Origin of the sequence: Streptomyces sp. NPDC050422 (genome assembly GCF_044458665.1) — a bacterium.
GTDB lineage: Bacteria > Actinomycetota > Actinomycetes > Streptomycetales > Streptomycetaceae > Streptomyces.
In genome coordinates, this window is sequence record NZ_JBITIE010000001.1 from 456750 (window position 1) to 472983 (window position 16234).

The 16234-nt window shown below is 71.4% G+C and carries 10 protein-coding genes and 1 pseudogene; 7 read left to right on the plus strand and 4 right to left on the minus strand.

Annotation, left to right across the window (positions count from 1 at the left end; genetic code table 11):
- The first annotated feature begins 104 nt into the window (after positions 1 to 104).
- The 3 genes from ACIBJG_RS01960 to ACIBJG_RS01970 all read left to right on the plus strand — a co-directional run bounded on the left by ACIBJG_RS01960 (position 105) and on the right by ACIBJG_RS01970 (position 4508).
- Complete coding sequence (locus ACIBJG_RS01960; RefSeq protein ID WP_399302899.1) at positions 105 to 1334, plus strand: sensor histidine kinase; 1230 nt, start codon at positions 105 to 107, stop codon at positions 1332 to 1334.
- The gene (locus ACIBJG_RS01965; protein ID WP_399302901.1) at positions 1322 to 1981 is read left to right on the plus strand and encodes a LuxR C-terminal-related transcriptional regulator; all 660 of its coding nucleotides are present in this window, start codon (positions 1322 to 1324) and stop codon (positions 1979 to 1981) included. Before ACIBJG_RS01960 ends, ACIBJG_RS01965 begins: the two co-directional genes overlap by 13 nt.
- 115 nt (positions 1982 to 2096) lie before the next feature.
- Positions 2097 to 4508: a family 20 glycosylhydrolase gene (locus ACIBJG_RS01970; protein ID WP_399302903.1), complete on the plus strand. Its 2412-nt coding sequence runs from the start codon at positions 2097 to 2099 to the stop codon at positions 4506 to 4508.
- Positions 4509 to 4945: 437 nt separating this feature from the next.
- On the opposite strand, the pseudogene ACIBJG_RS01975 reads toward ACIBJG_RS01970, so the two are convergent.
- Both ACIBJG_RS01975 and ACIBJG_RS01980 read right to left on the minus strand, forming a co-directional pair.
- A pseudogene (locus ACIBJG_RS01975) lies at positions 4946 to 6421 on the minus strand (exo-alpha-sialidase); the annotation flags it as partial.
- A gap of 266 nt (positions 6422 to 6687) precedes the next feature.
- Positions 6688 to 7074 (minus strand): VOC family protein, encoded by a 387-nt coding sequence (locus tag ACIBJG_RS01980; RefSeq protein ID WP_399302905.1) that lies wholly within the window; start codon positions 7072 to 7074, stop codon positions 6688 to 6690.
- A 326-nt stretch (positions 7075 to 7400) separates the two neighbouring features.
- Here ACIBJG_RS01980 and ACIBJG_RS01985 point away from each other — a divergent pair, with 326 nt between their 5' ends.
- Both ACIBJG_RS01985 and ACIBJG_RS01990 read left to right on the plus strand, forming a co-directional pair.
- Positions 7401 to 7634, plus strand: a complete 234-nt coding sequence (locus tag ACIBJG_RS01985) for a hypothetical protein (protein WP_399302907.1) — start codon at positions 7401 to 7403, stop codon at positions 7632 to 7634.
- A 117-nt stretch (positions 7635 to 7751) separates the two neighbouring features.
- On the plus strand, positions 7752 to 9143 hold the full coding sequence (locus tag ACIBJG_RS01990) for an extracellular solute-binding protein (protein WP_399302909.1): 1392 nt from the start codon (positions 7752 to 7754) through the stop codon (positions 9141 to 9143).
- A 312-nt stretch (positions 9144 to 9455) separates the two neighbouring features.
- Here ACIBJG_RS01990 and ACIBJG_RS01995 read toward each other — a convergent pair whose 3' ends face one another.
- Positions 9456 to 9632, minus strand: coding sequence for a hypothetical protein (locus tag ACIBJG_RS01995; protein WP_399302911.1), 177 nt, complete (start codon positions 9630 to 9632; stop codon positions 9456 to 9458).
- A gap of 595 nt (positions 9633 to 10227) precedes the next feature.
- On the opposite strand from ACIBJG_RS01995, the gene ACIBJG_RS02000 reads away from it, so the two are divergent.
- Positions 10228 to 11796, plus strand: coding sequence for a hypothetical protein (locus ACIBJG_RS02000; RefSeq protein ID WP_399302913.1), 1569 nt, complete (start codon positions 10228 to 10230; stop codon positions 11794 to 11796).
- Between the two features lie 61 nt (positions 11797 to 11857).
- Here the strand turns inward: ACIBJG_RS02000 and ACIBJG_RS02005 are convergent, their stop codons facing one another.
- A complete protein-coding gene (locus ACIBJG_RS02005) occupies positions 11858 to 12901 on the minus strand; it encodes a LacI family DNA-binding transcriptional regulator (RefSeq protein ID WP_399302915.1) in 1044 nt (347 codons plus the stop codon).
- A gap of 194 nt (positions 12902 to 13095) precedes the next feature.
- Here ACIBJG_RS02005 and ACIBJG_RS02010 point away from each other — a divergent pair, with 194 nt between their 5' ends.
- On the plus strand, positions 13096 to 16206 hold the full coding sequence (locus tag ACIBJG_RS02010) for a glycoside hydrolase family 2 TIM barrel-domain containing protein (RefSeq protein ID WP_399302917.1): 3111 nt from the start codon (positions 13096 to 13098) through the stop codon (positions 16204 to 16206).
- Positions 16207 to 16234 lie beyond the last annotated feature (28 nt).

Sequence of the window (16234 nt, forward strand, 5' to 3'; positions counted from 1 at the left end):
GGCGAGGGTGCGCGGTCCCGGACCGGGGGTGCAGCCAGCACCACCACCGCCCGGGGTGGCCGCTCCACTCCGGTGCCGCACCGGCCCCCGTAACGTGGTGCGGTATGAGCACCACCCCCGCCCCGCTGACGGTCGCAGTGCAACGCTCCTGGCACGCCTCGCGCTACGTCTTCATCGGCATTCCCAGCGCGCTGTTCGCGTACGTCGCCACGTTTCTGGTGGTGGCGGCGCTGCTGTTCGCCGTCGTGGTCATCGGGCTGCCGGCGCTGCCGGAGGCGGCCAAGGCGCTGCACCGGTTCGCGGAGTCCGAGCGGCGCAGGGCGGCGGCGTACCTCGGTGTCCCCTTCCGGCCGACGCCGTATCTGCCGCTCGACGGCGGCGAACTCACCGAGCGGGTCAGGCATGTGCTCACCGACCCGGTCGCCCGTCGCGAGGCGTTGTGGCTGCCGTTCCAGGCACTGGCCGGCAATGTCATCGGCTACCTCGCGATGGTGCTGTGGCCGGTCGGGCTGCTGGTGGACGGGATCGTGCTGTCGCTCGTGCACCTGCTGGACCGGCGGAGCGCCGACGAGTACGGCACGCCGCCTCCCGAGCGCCGCGGCCTGGCCCTGCGCTGGCATCCCGTACTCGCCGAACTGTCGGCGAGCTGGACCAGGTCCCTGCTGACCACCCCGCAGTCGGACGAACTGGCCGAGCGCGTCGTCCAGTTGACGGAGAGCCGGGCTGGTGCCGTCGAGGCGCACGGGGCCGAGCTCCGCCGCATCGAACGCGACCTGCACGACGGCGCGCAGGCCCGCATCGTCGCCCTGTCGATGCGCATCGGCCTCGCCAAGCAGGTCCTGGACCGGGATCCGGCCGCCGCACGGCAGCGCCTGGACGAGGCCCAGGACGGCGTCGACGCGGCGCTCGCGGAGCTGCGGCACGTGGTCCGCGGCATCCACCCGCCGATCCTGACCGACCGCGGACTCGCGGGAGCCGTACGGGCGTTGGCCGCCGACTCGGCCGTCCCCGTCACGGTGGAACTCGACGGCGTCGAGGACGGGCTCCGGCTGCCGGCCGCCATCGAGGCCGCCGCCTACTTCGTGATCGCCGAGGCGCTCACCAACATCAACAAGCACAGTGGCGCGACGGCCGCACGCGTACGGATCGACCGTGCCCCCGGCGCCCTGCTCGTGGCCATCGGCGACGATGGACACGGCGGCGCGGACGAACGCGGCGGCAGCGGGCTGGTCGGGATCAGGCGGCGGATTGCCGCCCTGGACGGCACCACCCGCATCAGCAGCCCCACCGGGGGGCCGACGGACATCGAAGTGGAGCTGCCGTGCGGATCGTGATCGCCGAGGACAACGCCCTGTTGCGGGAGGGCCTGATCCTGCTGCTCACCAGCTCGGGCCACGAGGTGGTGGCCGACGCCGCGGCCGGCCCCGAGGTGCTGCCCGCCCTGCTGGAGCACCGCCCGGACGCCGCAGTCCTCGACGTACGGCTGCCGCCCACGTTCCGCGACGAGGGGCTGCGCGCCGCCATCGCCGCCCGCAAGGAGATGCCCGACCTGCCGATCCTGGTCCTCTCCCAGTACGTCGAGGAGACGTACGCCGCCGAGCTGCTCGCCCAGGGCGCGCAGGGCATCGGCTACCTGCTCAAGGACCGGGTGGGCCGCGTCGACCAGTTCCTCCAGGCCCTGGACCGGGTGGCATCCGGCGGCACCGCACTCGACCCGGAGGTGGTCAGCCAGCTGCTGACCCGCAAGGCGTCAGCGAAGCCGCTGCTGAGCCTCACACCCCGCGAGCGGGAGGTCCTGGAACTGATGGCCCAGGGCAAGGCGAACGGCACCATCGCCACCGAACTCGTCGTAACCGAGCGGGCGGTGAGCAAGCACATCGGTTCCATCTTCGCCAAGCTCGGCCTCGAACCGGACGACGGCTCGGTCCACCGCCGGGTCCTCGCGGTGCTCGCGTACCTGGAGGGCAAGGGGGCGCGCTGAGCGTGCGGTCGGGCACGGCCCCGGGCGCGCGCAGAGACTAGCCACACACCGGATGCACTCCTAAGGTCTGACATCAGATGTCCCATTGTTGTCGAACCTCAGGACGGTTTCACGCATGAGACGACTTATCCGCCATGTCCTGGCGGTCACGCTGTTGGCCGCTGGGGTCGTTCCCCTCGGCGTGCCGGGCGCCGTGGCAGCGGAACCCGGCAATCCCGCACCGGCCGTACAGCCCGGCATCCGTGAATGGCAGGGCGGGGACGGCGTGTTCCGGCTGGAGCCGGGCTCGCGCATCATCCTCGAACCTGCCGGTGCAGCGGCCCTCCGTGCCATCGCCCGCACCTTCGCCGCGGATCTCTCCACCGTCACCGGGCGCAGCCTCCCCGTCGTCACCGGCGGCACCGCACGGGCAGGCGACATCACCCTGCGCGCGGACAGTGCCGATGCCGGACTCGGGCCGCAGGGGTACGCGTTGGACGTCGGCGAGGTGCTCGCCGTGCAAGCCACCGGTGACACCGGGGTGTTCTACGCCACGCAGACGATCGAGCAGGCCCTCAAACTCGATGGCCACCGCACCACGATTCCCCGTGGCCAGGCCCGTGACCGGCCCGACATCGAACAGCGCGCCCAGATGCTCGACGTCGGCCGTAAGTACTTTCCGCTCAGCTACCTGAAGGCCCAGATCCGTGAGATGGCCTGGCAGAAGCTCACGACCCTCCATCTGCACCTCAGTGACTGGTCGGGCTTCCGGATCCGCCTGGACGAGTTCCCCGGTCTGGCGTCCGACGACGCCTACACCCCGGCCGAACTGCGCGAACTGCAGGACTACGCCCGTACCTACCATGTCGACGTCGTCCCCGAGATCGACGTGCCCGGCCACGCCAACGCCCTCACCACCTACGACCCGACGCTGCGGTTCGCCTGCACGTCGATGGACCAGGGGAAATGGCCCGGCGGCGAGCGTGGGGGCTGGACGCTGGACATCACCCAGCAGCACACCCGCGACTTCGTCCACGACCTCTTCGAAGCCGTCATCCCGCTCTTCGACAGTCCGTACGTGCATGTCGGGGGTGACGAGATAGGGCTGGACGACAAGAAGGACGCCTGCCCCGAACTCACCGACTACCGAGACGCCCGGGGCTTCGAACACACCGGGGACGTGTTCGTCGACTTCCTCAACACCCTGAACAAGCAGGTCCGTTCCCATGGGAAGACCACCCAGGCATGGGAGTGGTGGGACCAGTACGGCCAGAAGTCCTCGATCGAGCCCGACCGGACCATCCTCCTCGACGACTACATAGACCGTGACCCGACGCCCCTGGTCTCGAAGGGGTACACCGTGGTTGCCGCCCCCGAACCCGTGCTGTACGTGAGCCCGGGCATGGGGCAGAAGCTCGGCCAGTACGGATACGTCGACATCCGTGACGCGTACGAGGACTACGCGTTTCCCACGCCGGAGACGGGCGGCGGACGTGTTCTCGGCTACAAGGTCGCCCGCTGGGCGGACGGGGCCGAGTCCCGGAGTGTGGCCTTCTTCGACCACTTCGCCCGCAGACCCCTCCAGGTGATGGCGGCACGTACGTGGGGCTCGCCGCGGGAGTCCTCGGTGTGGGCCTTCCTCGGCCGCGTGGACGCGGTCGGCGCCCCGCCGGGCTCACCCACCGGTGATCTCACCGCGCTGCCCAAGGCCGGGATGACCGCGGCCGCGGACAGCCAGGAGACCGTCGGGGAGGACGGGCGGGCCGCCGCCGTCCTCGACGACAACCCGTACACCGCCTGGCACACCGCCTACAGCACGGGCACCACGCCCGCGCCCCACCAGGTCACCCTGGACCTGGGCGGCGAACGGCAGCTCGCCGGATTCCGCTACCTGCCACGCCAGGACGGCGGCAGCAACGGCCGGATCGGATCCTGGACCTTCGCCGTCAGTGCCGACGGGGACACCTGGCGTACCGTTGCCCACGGCGCCTTCGACGACGACGTGACGGAGAAGGAGATCACCTTCCCGCAGACCGCGGCACACCACGTGCGGCTCACCGAAGTCTCCTCCGCCAACGGCCTTCCGCACGCGGGAGCGGCCGAACTCACCCTGCTCACGCCGGCCGCCCCGGTGGCGCAGGGCAGCACCATCCAGATGCTGAACACCGCGTCCCGCAAGGCGATCGACGTTCCGGGTTCGACCACCGCCCCGGGAGCGCGGCTCGGCACCTGGACGCCGCACGACGGCGCCAACCAGCGGTTCACGGCCCAGGCTTCCGACGGTGCCTACACGTTGCGCAACAGCGGCAACGGCCTGTGCCTCGATGTCGAAGGAGGCAGCACCGCGGCGGGTACGGCGATCATCCAGTGGCCCTGCACCGGTGCCGACAACCAGCGCTGGTCCGTCACGGCCGCGGCGGCCGGCGGCTTCACCCTCACCTCCGTGCGGAGCGGACTGGTGTTGACGTCGTCCGGCACGCGCGACGGCGCCCCGCTCACCCAGCAGGAGAGCACCGGGGCCGCCGACCGGCGGTGGGCCCTCGGCTGATCCGTGCGCGGGGCCCGGCCGGACCGCCCTTCGTGCGACGGTTCGGCCGGGCCCCGCGCTATCGCCCGTCAGTGGATCTCGCTGAGATCCCCTTCGGCCTCGGAGGCCGTCCCTGCCCCGTCCGGCGTGGTGGCGGACACCGTCAGTGCCGGCGCGAAGCCGTTGTCGAGGTCGGCCTGGGTGACAGTCCGCGTGCCGCTGGCCGAGCCCCGGCAGACGTACGAGGCGCCCGGCGCCAGGGTTGTGCGGCCGCAGGCTGCCAGATTGTCCAGGTTGCCGGTCAACCCGACCTCCGTCAGTGTCACGTTGCCGGGATTGGACACCCGGATCCAGTAGGACATGACGTCGCCCAGCGGGCCCGGGGCTCCGGCCGCCCTGAGGTTGTCGAGCACCGGGAGGGCGCGAACGGCGGGTGCCGCCGGGGCGTCCGCCGCCGCGGTGACGTTCACCGAACCGGCGCCGTAGGAGTGCGCGTCACGTACCGCGTAGACGGCCTTGAACTCCGCCCGCCCCGTGGCGGTCGGCGGCACATCGACCGGCACCTTCACCGTGGCGCCCTGGCCCGGGTTCAGCGCCGGAACCTCGGCGGAGCCGACATCCCACCCCGCGGGGAGATCGAGCGTCGCGCGGCCCGCCGGCAGGGGCCGGTCGTTCTGGTTGACCACGCGCACGGACACCTCGGCGCTTTCGCCCGCCCGGACCGCCGGTGCGGTGACGGTGACGGGGGCACAGACCCCGCCGAGCCATTGCAGGTCGAAGGACGAGTAGGTGATGTGCTGATAGCCGTCCCGCTCCCAGAGCATCCCCACGCGCGGGTTGCCGCCCGTGCCGTCGCTCAGCGGCGTGAGGGTCGAGTAGCCCGACGCCCCCGTGTTGACGACCCTGCGGATGGGCCAGGTCTTCCCGTCGTCGCACGACATCTTCACGGTGAGGTTGCGCCGTATGCCGTTGTCCTCGGTGTTGCTGAACAGCAGCCACTTCGACCGCGGATGCCCGGCGGGAACGTCCGGTGCGAAGCGGGTGACCGATCCGTTGTTCGCCGGGTCGACGAGGGAGGGGTCCTGCTGGAAGGGCGTGTAGGTGACCCCGCCGTCCGAGGAGTAGGCGACCGTACGGTAGGGCGCGGACCGGTTGTTGAGCATCACCCGGCCGTCGGACAGCTCGACGGTCTTGTTCTCGTCGCCCCCCGGGCCCGTGAGAGCGCCGGCCTTCCAGGATTCACCGTGATCGTCGCTGTACGCGCTCATCGCGTAGTTGCCGCCGTTGGACCGGACCGCGTACTGCTGGATCAGCCGCCCCTTGTGGGCGCCGTGCCGCAGCTGGATTCCCTCACCTGACGCCGCGAACATGCCACCCCAGGAAGGGTCCTTGATCTGCGCGGTGATCCGGCGGTGCTTCCAGGTGAGTCCGTCGTCGTCCGAGTAGCTGTAATCGGACTGCTGGACATCGGGGTCGTTCTCGTCGTTGCCCGTGTGAGAGCCCGCGAACCCCTGGTTGACCGTGGACGAGTAGAACACGAAGATCCGGCCTGTCTCCCGGTCGACCAGAAGACTGGGGTCGCCGTTGCCCCGGGGCGCCGCCTCGCTCCGGACGGTCAGCTGCTCCTGCCAGGTGGCGCCGCCGTCCGTGCTCCGGCGTATCACCACCCCGATGTTGCTGGGAAGATCGGCCATCGAGGGGCGGGTGTCGTAGGCCGCGATGAGCGTGCCCTTGACCGTTCTCGTCAGTGCCGGGATGCGCTGGACCGGCGCGCCCTGGCCGCGGGTTGCCAGATCCTGGCTCACCAGACTCCCGGCGGTCGCGGCCGGGGCGGCGGAGCCGGGGGCCGCGGCGTGTGCGGAGCCGGACGACGTGGCGACGACGGCCAAGGACAGCAGAAGGGGGATGAATCCGTGCTGCGCGGTTCGCTGCATGGGGCCCTCTTTCGGAAGGGGTCGTGGCGCATGGCTGTGCGACCCGGCGGCCGGTGAGGGCGGGAGCCTCTCCGCGGGTACGCCGACGGGCAGTTCGGGGGCCGCAATCCCCAAAACAGCAGACGTCTGATGTCCTGGGACCGTAGGGTTCCTTCGGCCGGCCGTCAAGAGTCCCGCGGATCAGTGTGGTTGGGCCGCCACGTCATCGCGCCGACCGGGCCGGTGCGTCTTCGGCGCGTCTTCGCGCGGCCGGCCCCGTTCGCCCCTCAGGCAGGCTGGAGCAGATCCCAGCGATTGCCGTACAGGTCCTCGAAGACCGCGACCGAGCCGTAGACCTCGTGCCGCGGCTCCTCCAGGAACCGGACCCCGGCCGCCACCATGCGCGCGTGGTCGCCGGTGAAGTCCTCCGTATGGAGGAAGAAACCGACCCGTCCGCCGGTCTGCGCCCCGACACTGGCGCCCTGCGCCTCGTCCTTCGCCCGGGCCAGCAGCAGTCCCGTGCCCTCGGTTCCGCGCGGACGCACCACGATCCAGCGGGAACCGTCGCCCCGGTCGGTGTCCTCCACCAGCTCGAAGCCGAGGGCGCCGGTATAGAAGCCGAGTGCATCGTCGTAGTCGCGGACGACCAGGGTGACCAGAGCGATGTGGGACATGGGACTCCTTGCGGGATGGAAGGGGAGCGGGAGGCTCTTGGCTCGTTCTATGTCTACCAAGGCCCTCCGGCCTTGCCGATGGCCTTGCGGGTTTCGGGGTGTTTGACGGTCGTGCCGACGACGTAGCGGGAGGCTCGGTGTCTGTGTGTGGCCCGGGTTGGCCTTCGGGGGCCGGCGCCGAGCGGTTCGGGGGGCGAGGCGAGTGAGGATGTTCCCGAACCCGCGGCGGACCCGGGCCGGGGCGCGCCGGCCGGAGGCGGTGGTTTCTCCTACGCCCGGCGGAGGTCTTCGGCGGGCGGGCGGGCCGGAGCCGGGTGTGGGTGGCGATGGGGGGCGAGCTGCTCGACGTCGGCCACGACTACGGGGAGGGCGGCGCCGGAGCGGGCCTGCCCGCTCCGCGGCAGCTGCGAGCGGCGCGGTGGAGACTCCGGCGCTCGCGGACGGTCTCGGCGGCGCCCACCACCACGTTCGGGACCTGCGCATCCGCCCTCGTCGGAGTCACTCCCGCACACGCCAACGCGCTTGTGCACTCGGTCGACAGCAACGCACCACCCTCCTGATCGAGCCATTGCAAACTCGAGATAGTGGGACTAATGTCCAGCTTCGCCGAGGCGCACCCGCCTTCGCCCTGGACTGCCGCTCGGATCGTCCAGCGTCTCGATTTCCTGGAGCATTCGGTGACGAAGCCTGTTTTCCGGAAAAGCATTCTTACCACCGTCGCCATCACGGCCGGTTCGCTCGCGCTCTCCTCGTGCGGTCTTGGCGGCAGCGCCGACTCCGCCGGCGGGGACATCTCGAAGCCGTCGGTGAGCTGTGACGTCCCCCAGGCCAACCTGGACGACTCCAAGGTCGACACCAGTAAGCCCACCGGCACGATCAAGTTCGCCACCCAGAGCCTGAAGACGGACTTCGGTCCGTTCTTCGAGGGGCTCATCGCGAAGTTCGAGAAGCAGCACCCCGGCACGAACATCGTCTGGAACGACGCGCCCACCGACACCGACTTCGACTCCCGCATGGTCAGCGACGCCCGCACCTGCGTCATGGCCGACGTCGTCAACGTGCCCAGCACCACGATCATGGCGTTGTCCAAGGGCAACCTGCTCCTCGATCTTGACGTGAAGTCCCCCGGCGTCGGCAAACCGTTCCTGCCGGCCGTCTGGGACAACACCGCCTTCGGCGCCCACGGCCACCACACCGCACTGCCCTGGTACTGGGCGCCGTCCATCACCACGTACAACAAGGACGTGCTGAAGCGGGCCGGGCTGGACGAGAACAAGCCCCCGAAGGACTGGGACGGGTTCGTCGAGATGGCGAAGGCCATCGACAAGAAGTCCGGCGGCAAGGACCAGGCGCTCTGGGGCAACCCCACCTGGTCGTTCGTCGACCAGTGGGTCGGCATGGGCGCCAAGCTCATGAGCGACGACCGGAAGGAGTTCACCTTCGCGGAGGACGCCATGGTGAAGCAGTGGCTCACCGACATGCGCGAGCTCTACAAGGCCGGCGCCATCCCGAAGGACTCGGTCACCGGCAAGCCCGACCCGAGCCAGGCCTTCCTCGGCGGCCACCTCGCCTTCGGTAGCCCGAACCCGTCCTTCCTGCGCAACGTCAAGAAGAACGGCGGCGCGTTGTACGAGCGCACCGGCGTCGGCGAACACCTCACCAGCAAGGGCGGCAAGGTCCTCTTCGACGGCCAGTACCTCGCCGTCTCCGCGATGACCAAGAACGCGCCGCTCGCCCTCGCCTGGGCCGAGTTCGTCACCAACGCCGAGAACCAGCTCGCCTGGAACAAGGACCCCGGCGTGGTGATCTTCCCGACGGTCACCGAGGCGCTGGAGGACCCGTTCTTCAGCAAGCCCGACACCTCCACCCCGCTCGGCCGGGCCCGCGCCACCGCGGCGAAGGCCGCCCGTGAGGGCACTGCGGACCCGGCCAACTTCTACATCACCGGCCAGATCAAGACCGCCGTCATGCAAGGCATCCAGCTCGCCATGACGGGACAGAAGAATCCGGAGGAGGCGCTGCAGGAGGCGCAGAAGGAAGCCAACCGCCTGGTCAGGGCGCTCGGCTGAGGTAGCCGCAGCGGCTGCACGGCGAAGGCGGCAGCCCGCAACCCCGTCGATCTCCGGGGCCGCCTGCCGATCGTCGGAGGTCCCGCGCGGCGGCACGCGGGCGGGTGCCGCCGCCCGGGGCCAGGGACCGTCGGCCGGGCGGCACGGAGAGCCGCGCCAGGCGGAAGGCCGGCGTCGGTGGCCTGCGGGTGTCGGGGCCGTTGCCGCCGGTGCCGTCCTGGTTGGCGCAGTGGGCCTGCGGCGTGACGGGCGCGTCGGTGACCGATGAGGCAGGCGTGCGCGGGTCTGCGTACACCCGGTTCTCCCTGGCGTTCATCCCCGGGCCGGCCGGAACGTGTCGGCGAGGGCGGGGAGACCGTCGTTGGCGCCGCCCATGTGGGTGACCGCGACCGTGCGGAGCCGGGTGCCCGGGTCCGTGTCGCCGGAGACACCGGAAGCGAGGGCGGTGGGTTCGGGCCGCCCTCGCTGACGTCCCGGCGCGTGCGCCACCGTGTGCGTCCGCGGCCGCGCGAGGTGGGGGGAGTCTCCTCGTGTGGTGGTACCGGGGAGCCGAAACCCATGCGGTGGTTCGGCTCCCCGGTACCGCCGCAGTTTCCTCATGCGGTGGTTCGGCTCCCCGGTACCGCCGCAGTTTCCTCATGCGGTGGTTCGGCTCCCGGTACCGCGCGGAGTGTGTTCCGACCCCGTCCTCCCTGGTCAGCAGCGCCGCGGGCCCGCTCTGCCGGCGGAGCAGGTTCAGCCGGCGGCCGACCGTCGTCATGACGTACGGCACCGGGCCCGGCTCGGAGCCGGAGGGGGCGTACGGGCCGGTCTCTGCTGGTTCCTATGGAGCGGCGCGCCCCGTGCGCCCCCGCCCACGACTGCGCGAAGACGCCCGCCGGGACACGAGCGCCGTGTCATCACGCTGTGAACTATTCCGGGCAGAACACTTGCGAACACGAGATAGCAAAAACTACTGTCACTGGTCATCGCCGTCCGGAAGATGGCTGCGCTCCCAACTCCGCGTCGGTTACCGGATGTTGCCGTCTCCTCACCGCATCGAACCGCACCACATCGCCCCTCCCGCTCCCGGAAAGGTCGCCCCATGACCACCTTCCCCTCCCGCCGGTCCGTTCTCGGGCTGGTCGCCGCCGGCACCGCCGCGGCCGTGGGTATCCCCGGCTCCGCGGCCGCCGCATGGCGCCGCAGTCCCAACGTCCCCGGACCGGAACTCCTCGACGCCGGCAGCGCGCTCTCCCGCCCCGACCGGGTCTTCATCGCCCGCGGCCTCATGCATGGTGCGTGGGTCCGCTCCGAGGGCGGCGAGTGGTACCCCGGCGCCGGCCTGTGGAAGGAGAGCGGCTTCAACGCGCCGACCTTCTACCTGCCCTCGCTCTGGAACGGCCCGCTGATGCAGTCGCTTCCCGAGAACACCCCTTGGGCCGTGGCCCGTGCTCCCCTCGCCACCAACCTCGACCCGGCGAAGCTCCCGGACCCCCAGGCCGAGTGGCTCACCTCCCCGATGCTCGCGGCCAAGGACGACCTCTTCACAGCCTGCTTCGGTGACGAGGAACCCTACAACGACGCGCTCACCCAGTGGTTCGCCGCCGCCTATGCGCGCATGCATCGCGACCACCCGAACGTCCTGGTCCACAACAACCAGGCCGTCGGCCAGTACAACGACACGCAGATGCGGACCTACCTCAAAACGGCCCGCCCCGACCTGATCACCTTCGACCAGTACTACTGGCAGCGCGCCAGGTACTGGCCCGGCGGCAGCGTCACCCAGCTGTACAACCTGAATGGCCGCTACCGCCGCCATGCCGTGGCCGGACTCGACGGCGACGGTGTCTCGCCCATCGCCTTCGGTCAGTACACCTGCGGTTTCCGGCTGCAGCCCGCCGAACCGATCGACGGCAAGGACCCGAAGTACCTGCGCCGCTACTTCGTCTCGGAGTCGCAGCAGCACATCGTCTCCTTCGCCACCTGGGCCTTCGGCGGCAAGTGGCTGGACCTGTTCCGCTGGGACCTCGGCGCCCACGACGGCGAGTGGGAGTCGGACGGCCTCTTCCTCACCGACGAGAACGGGAAGCCCCGCGTCCAGCTCAACCGCTACACCGAGCTCAACACCTCGCTGCGCGCTCTCTCCCCGTACCTCACGCGGCTGCGCACGCGGTACGTGGGCCTGGTCAACGGCAAGGTCGGTGAGACCGGCGCGGCCACTCCGGCCTCCACCGAGATCTCGGCGTTCGCCGCGAGCGGTGACGGCGGCAGCGGCCTGCTGTCGGTGGTGGCGAAGAACGTCGGCACCACCAACAACGGTGCCCCGGGCGACGTGCTCGTCGGCACCTTCCGCGCCCTGCCGGGCATGTCCGACGCCGAGGCGGCCGGAGTGCTGCCCGACAAGGCGAACACCCCAGGCTTCATGCTCGTCAACGCCCTGGCGGTGGCGAACAAGGACGTCTACGACCCGAACTCCACGGGCGGCAGCGGCGACGACACCCGCCAGCAGTTGACGGTGACGGTCCTCCCGCCGGCCGGGAAGACCAACCTCTACCAGGTCGACCGCTACAACGGTGCCCTGAAGAGCGTCGGCCTCTCCTCGTCCGGGACGCAGAAGAAGTTCACCGTGACCGCCAAGGGCGGTCAGGGCGAGCTCTACCTCTGGGCCTGATCCGTGGCCCGTGCCCGCAGGGCGCCGCGCCGGGGCGAACCCCGGCTGACGCGGCACCAGTTCATCCCTCGGGCATGTCCGCCAGTGCGGCGGTGGTCCCGAACACCGGGGTCGTCGGCACCAGCGTGGTGAGGGGGGCGGGCTGTTGCTGTCGCAGCGGCCCGCCCCCCTTCAGGTGTTCCATCAGCACGTCGACGGCGGCGAACGTCAGCTCGCGCAGCGGCCAGGCGACGGTGGTCAGACGGCCGAAGGCGTTCTCGGTGAGCGGGTATCCGCCGTAGCCGATGACCGAAACCTGGCCGGGGACCGAGACCCCGCCTTCCGCGCAGGCCTGGAGCGCGCCGAGAGCCAGCAGGTCGTCGGCGCAGAACACGGTGTGCAGTTTCGGTTCCTCGCGCAGCACCTGCCGCATCGCCTCCGCGCCGGCCTCCGGCAGCCAGGTCTCCGCCTCGACGATCCGCAGCCGGCGCCCGAAGAGGCGGCGGGCCACGTCGAGCCGGTCCGGCCGGTAGACCGGGCCGACGATCGCCACGATGCGCCGGCCGCGGGGGAGTTCGACCCGCGAGAGCACGGCCTCGGTGCCGGGCTGCTCGTCGGCGACGACATGGGCGAGCCCGATCGGCATGTGTTCCTTGCGGGTGAACGACATCCACACCACGGGCACGTCGAGTTCGGCCAGACGGCGTCCGGCCTCCCGGTTGCGGTCGCTGTACTCGCAGATGACCCCGGCCAGGTCCACGTCGGCCATGATCCGGTCCACGTATGCGGTCCCGGTGCCCTCGGTGGGCTGTGCCACCGGCAGCACCAGGTGGTCGTGCTCCTGGGTGCGTGCCATGGCAGCCGTCAGCACGTCGTAGACGACGGGTACGTACGGGGTCGGGGGCAGGGCGGCCAGCAGCAGACCGATGGTGTGCGAACGGCCGCCACGCAGGGCGCGGGCGGATGCGCGGGGGATGTAGCCGAGCCGCGCGGCGGAGTCGCGCACCCGCTGTGCGGTCTCCGGGGAGATGCGCAAGTCCTCGGCACGCCCGTTGAGGACGTTCGAGACAGTCGTGGGGGCGACGCCGGCGTGGCGTGCGACGTCACTTCGGGAAGCTCTGGGCACGCCCGAGTCTCGCACACGGCCTGCCGGGCGGGCCATGTCCCGAACCGAACGCGTCCCACCTGCCTCGAATTAGCAAACACGTGATAGTTTTCCGAATCGGCTGCGGCCGGGAGTACTTCCCGGCATCCACGCAACCACCGCCCGGGAGCGTCCGGGGCTCTCGCGGAACCCATCGAGAAGGAGTGCGGTCGCACGTGTCAGGACTCCCGCCCTTCGACGACCCGTCCCTCGGCTACGTGATCTCCCGGGACCCCGGCCGCGGCCGGCTCGCCCCGCCGGTCGCCGCCCTCGACAGCGATGCCGGCCGTCTCGACCTCGGCGGCGACTGGCGGTTCGCCTGGTCGCCCACCGCGCGCAGCCCGCACGCCGTCGAGGACCCCGCCCTCGACGACTCCGGCTGGGAGACCCTGCGCATCCCCGGCCACTGGGTGCTCCCGCCCGACGGTCGCCACGGCGCCCCGGCCTACACCAACGTCAACTACCCGATCCCGCTCGACCCGCCTCACGTACCGGACGAGAACCCCACCGGCGACCACCGCCGATGGTTCGACCTCCCCGAGGACTGGCAGGGCGGCCGGATCCTGCTGCGTACCGACGGCATCGAGTCCGTGGCGCGCATCTGGGTCAACGGCGCCGAGGCGGGCGTGCGCACCGGCTCCCGTCTCGTGCAGGATCTCGACGTCACCGAATTCCTCGTGCCCGGGCGGAACCTGCTCTCCGTGCGCGTCCACCAGTGGTCCGCCGGTACGTACGTCGAGGACCAGGACCAGTGGTGGCTGCCGGGGATCTTCCGCGAGGTCACCCTCCTCCACCGCCCCGTCGGCAGCCTCGACGACGTATGGATACGCGCCGACCTCGTCCCCGCCACCGGCACCGGCCTCCTCGCCCCCGAGATCAGCTGCGGCCCCGCCGCGTGGCCGGTCACCTTCTCCGTCCCCGAGGCCGGCCTCGAGGTCACCTGGCAGGGCCCCGAGGACATCCGCCCCCTCGAACTGCCCGACGTGCGGCCCTGGTCCGCCGAGAGCCCCGTCCTCTATGAGGTGCGGCTGCGTTCCGCCGCCGAGACCGTCACCCTGCGCACCGGCTTCCGCCGTGTCGAGGCGGTCGGCGGAGTCCTCACCGCCAACGGGCGTCCACTCACCCTGCGCGGTATGAACCGGCACGAGATCGACACGCGTGAGGGCCGGGTCTTCGACGAGGACCGCGCTCGCGAGGACCTGTTGCTGATGAAGCGGCACCACGTCGACGCGATCCGCACCGCGCACTACCCGCCGCACCCGCGCCTGCTGGACCTCGCCGACGAACTCGGATTCTGGGTGATGGTCGAGTGCGACGTGGAGACCCATGGCTTCGAGGCCGCCGGATGGCAGGGCAACCCGGCACACGACCCTGCCTGGCGCGAGAACCTCCTCGACCGCGCCCGCCGCATGGTGGAACGCGACAAGAACCACCCCTGTGTCTTCAGCTGGTCCCTCGGCAACGAGTGCGGCACCGGCGGCAACCTCGCCGCCATGGCCGCCTGGATCAAGGAACGAGACCCCGGCCGCCTCGTCCACTACGAGGGCGACCACGCCGCCCGTTACACCGAGATCTACTCGCGTATGTACCCGGCATTCGAGGAGATCGAGGCCTTCCTCAGCCCTGAGGGCCCCCTCGCGGTCCCGCACCATGCCGCCTCGCGCGTCACACCCGGGGAGGCGGCCCGGGCGCGGAAGCTGCCCTTCGTGATGATCGAGTACCTCCACGCCATGGGCACCGGCCCCGGCGGCGCCGCCGGCTACGGCCGGCTCGTCGACTCCTCGGCGCGTCTGGCCGGCGGCTTCGTCTGGGAGTGGCGCGACCACACCCTGCTCGCCCACCGCGAGGACGGCACGCCGTACCAGGCGTACGGCGGCGACTTCGGGGAGCCCCTGCACGACGGCAACTTCCTCGCCGACGGCATGGTCCTCGCCGACTCCACGCCCACCCAGGGCCTGCTCGACTGGGCGCAGTCCGTCGCCCCGGTCCGGGTGCGGTGGGACGACGGGATCGTGGTCGACTCCCGGCGGCAGTTCACCACCACCGAGGACCTCGCGGTCCGCTGGTCCGTGGAGGTCGACGGTTTCGTGCACGACGAGGGGTGGCTGCCCTGCGGTGCCGTGCCCCCGGCGGCGGTGCGCTCGCTCGGCACGCCGGAGGAACTCTCCGCGGCGCTCGCAGCGGCCGAGGCGGAGGGCGGCGAGCTGACCCGCACGCTCCAGATCGTCCTGGCCCGGGCCACCCCGTGGGCCGAGGCGGGGCACGTCTGCCACACCGCGCAGGAAGTGCTGACGCCCGCTGCCGGGACCCGCCGAGAACCCTCCGCGCCGGCGGCGGGCCCGGCCCTCGCCGACCGCCCTGCCGTCGGCGAACTCCGTGCCGGCCCGGCTCGTTTCGCGGCGGGGAGCGGCCTGCTCACACGACTCGGTGACCTCGCGGTCACCGAACTCGGCGTCGAACTCTGGCGCGCCCCCACCGACAACGACAACGGCCACGGTGCCCTGGACTACTCCGAGACCGATCCGCGCACCAGCCTGGGCGCCGGAGCGGGCCGGCGCGGCCCTTCCTCCGCCGACCGCTGGGCCGCCGCCGGACTCCACCGCCTCGTCCGCCTCACCCGCGGGCTGCGCACGGGCCCCGGCGGCGGGCTGCTCGTCGCCAGCCGGACCGCCCCGGCCGCCGAGCCCTTCGGCGTGGCCGCGACGCTGCTCTGGGAGTCCGTCGGGGACGGCGAGGTGCGTTGCTCCGTCGATCTGACGCCCGAGGGGCCCTGGCGCACCACCTGGCCGCGCGCCGCGGTCCACTTCTTCCTGCCGTACGCGCCACAGGCCCCGGACGGTCCCGACCCCTCGTCGGCCGACTGGACCCTCGACTGGCACGGCTACGGCCCGGGCGAGTCCTACCCGGACATGCGCGCTGCCGTCCGCCTCGGCCGGTGGAGCAGCCCGGTGGACTCTCTCGCCGTCGCCCGCCCGCATCCGCAGGAGAGCGGTCACCGTTCCGGCGTGCGGTCCTTCCGCCTGCACCGGCCCGGCGGCCCGGGGCTGGCGCTGCGTGTGAGGGAGGGCGAGCTCGGTGTCACCGTCCTTCGGCACAGCGCCCAGGAGATAGGTGAGGCGCGCCACCCCGACGTGCTTCCCGTCTCCCGGGGTCTGCACGTCTATCTGGACCTGGGCCAGCACGGGACGGGCAGCCGCGCATGCGGCCCGGACGTGCGTCCCGAGTACGCTCTGCGTCCCACCCCGCTACGGGCGGTGTTCGAGTGGCGATCCGTCACCGGAATGTAGCGCGAGAAGTGCGCAGACTCCTTGCAAA

What these genes read in the sequence shown, in the direction of transcription:
- ACIBJG_RS01960 (WP_399302899.1), top strand. Translation starts at nt 105, where the DNA reads ATGAGCACCACCCCCGCCCCGCTGACGGTCGCAGTGCAACGCTCCTGG.
- ACIBJG_RS01985 (WP_399302907.1), top strand. Translation starts at nt 7,401, where the DNA reads ATGGGGGGCGAGCTGCTCGACGTCGGCCACGACTACGGGGAGGGCGGC.
- ACIBJG_RS02000 (WP_399302913.1), top strand. Translation starts at nt 10,228, where the DNA reads ATGACCACCTTCCCCTCCCGCCGGTCCGTTCTCGGGCTGGTCGCCGCC.
- ACIBJG_RS01980 (WP_399302905.1), bottom strand. Translation starts at nt 7,074, where the DNA reads ATGTCCCACATCGCTCTGGTCACCCTGGTCGTCCGCGACTACGACGAT.
- ACIBJG_RS01970 (WP_399302903.1), top strand. Translation starts at nt 2,097, where the DNA reads ATGAGACGACTTATCCGCCATGTCCTGGCGGTCACGCTGTTGGCCGCT.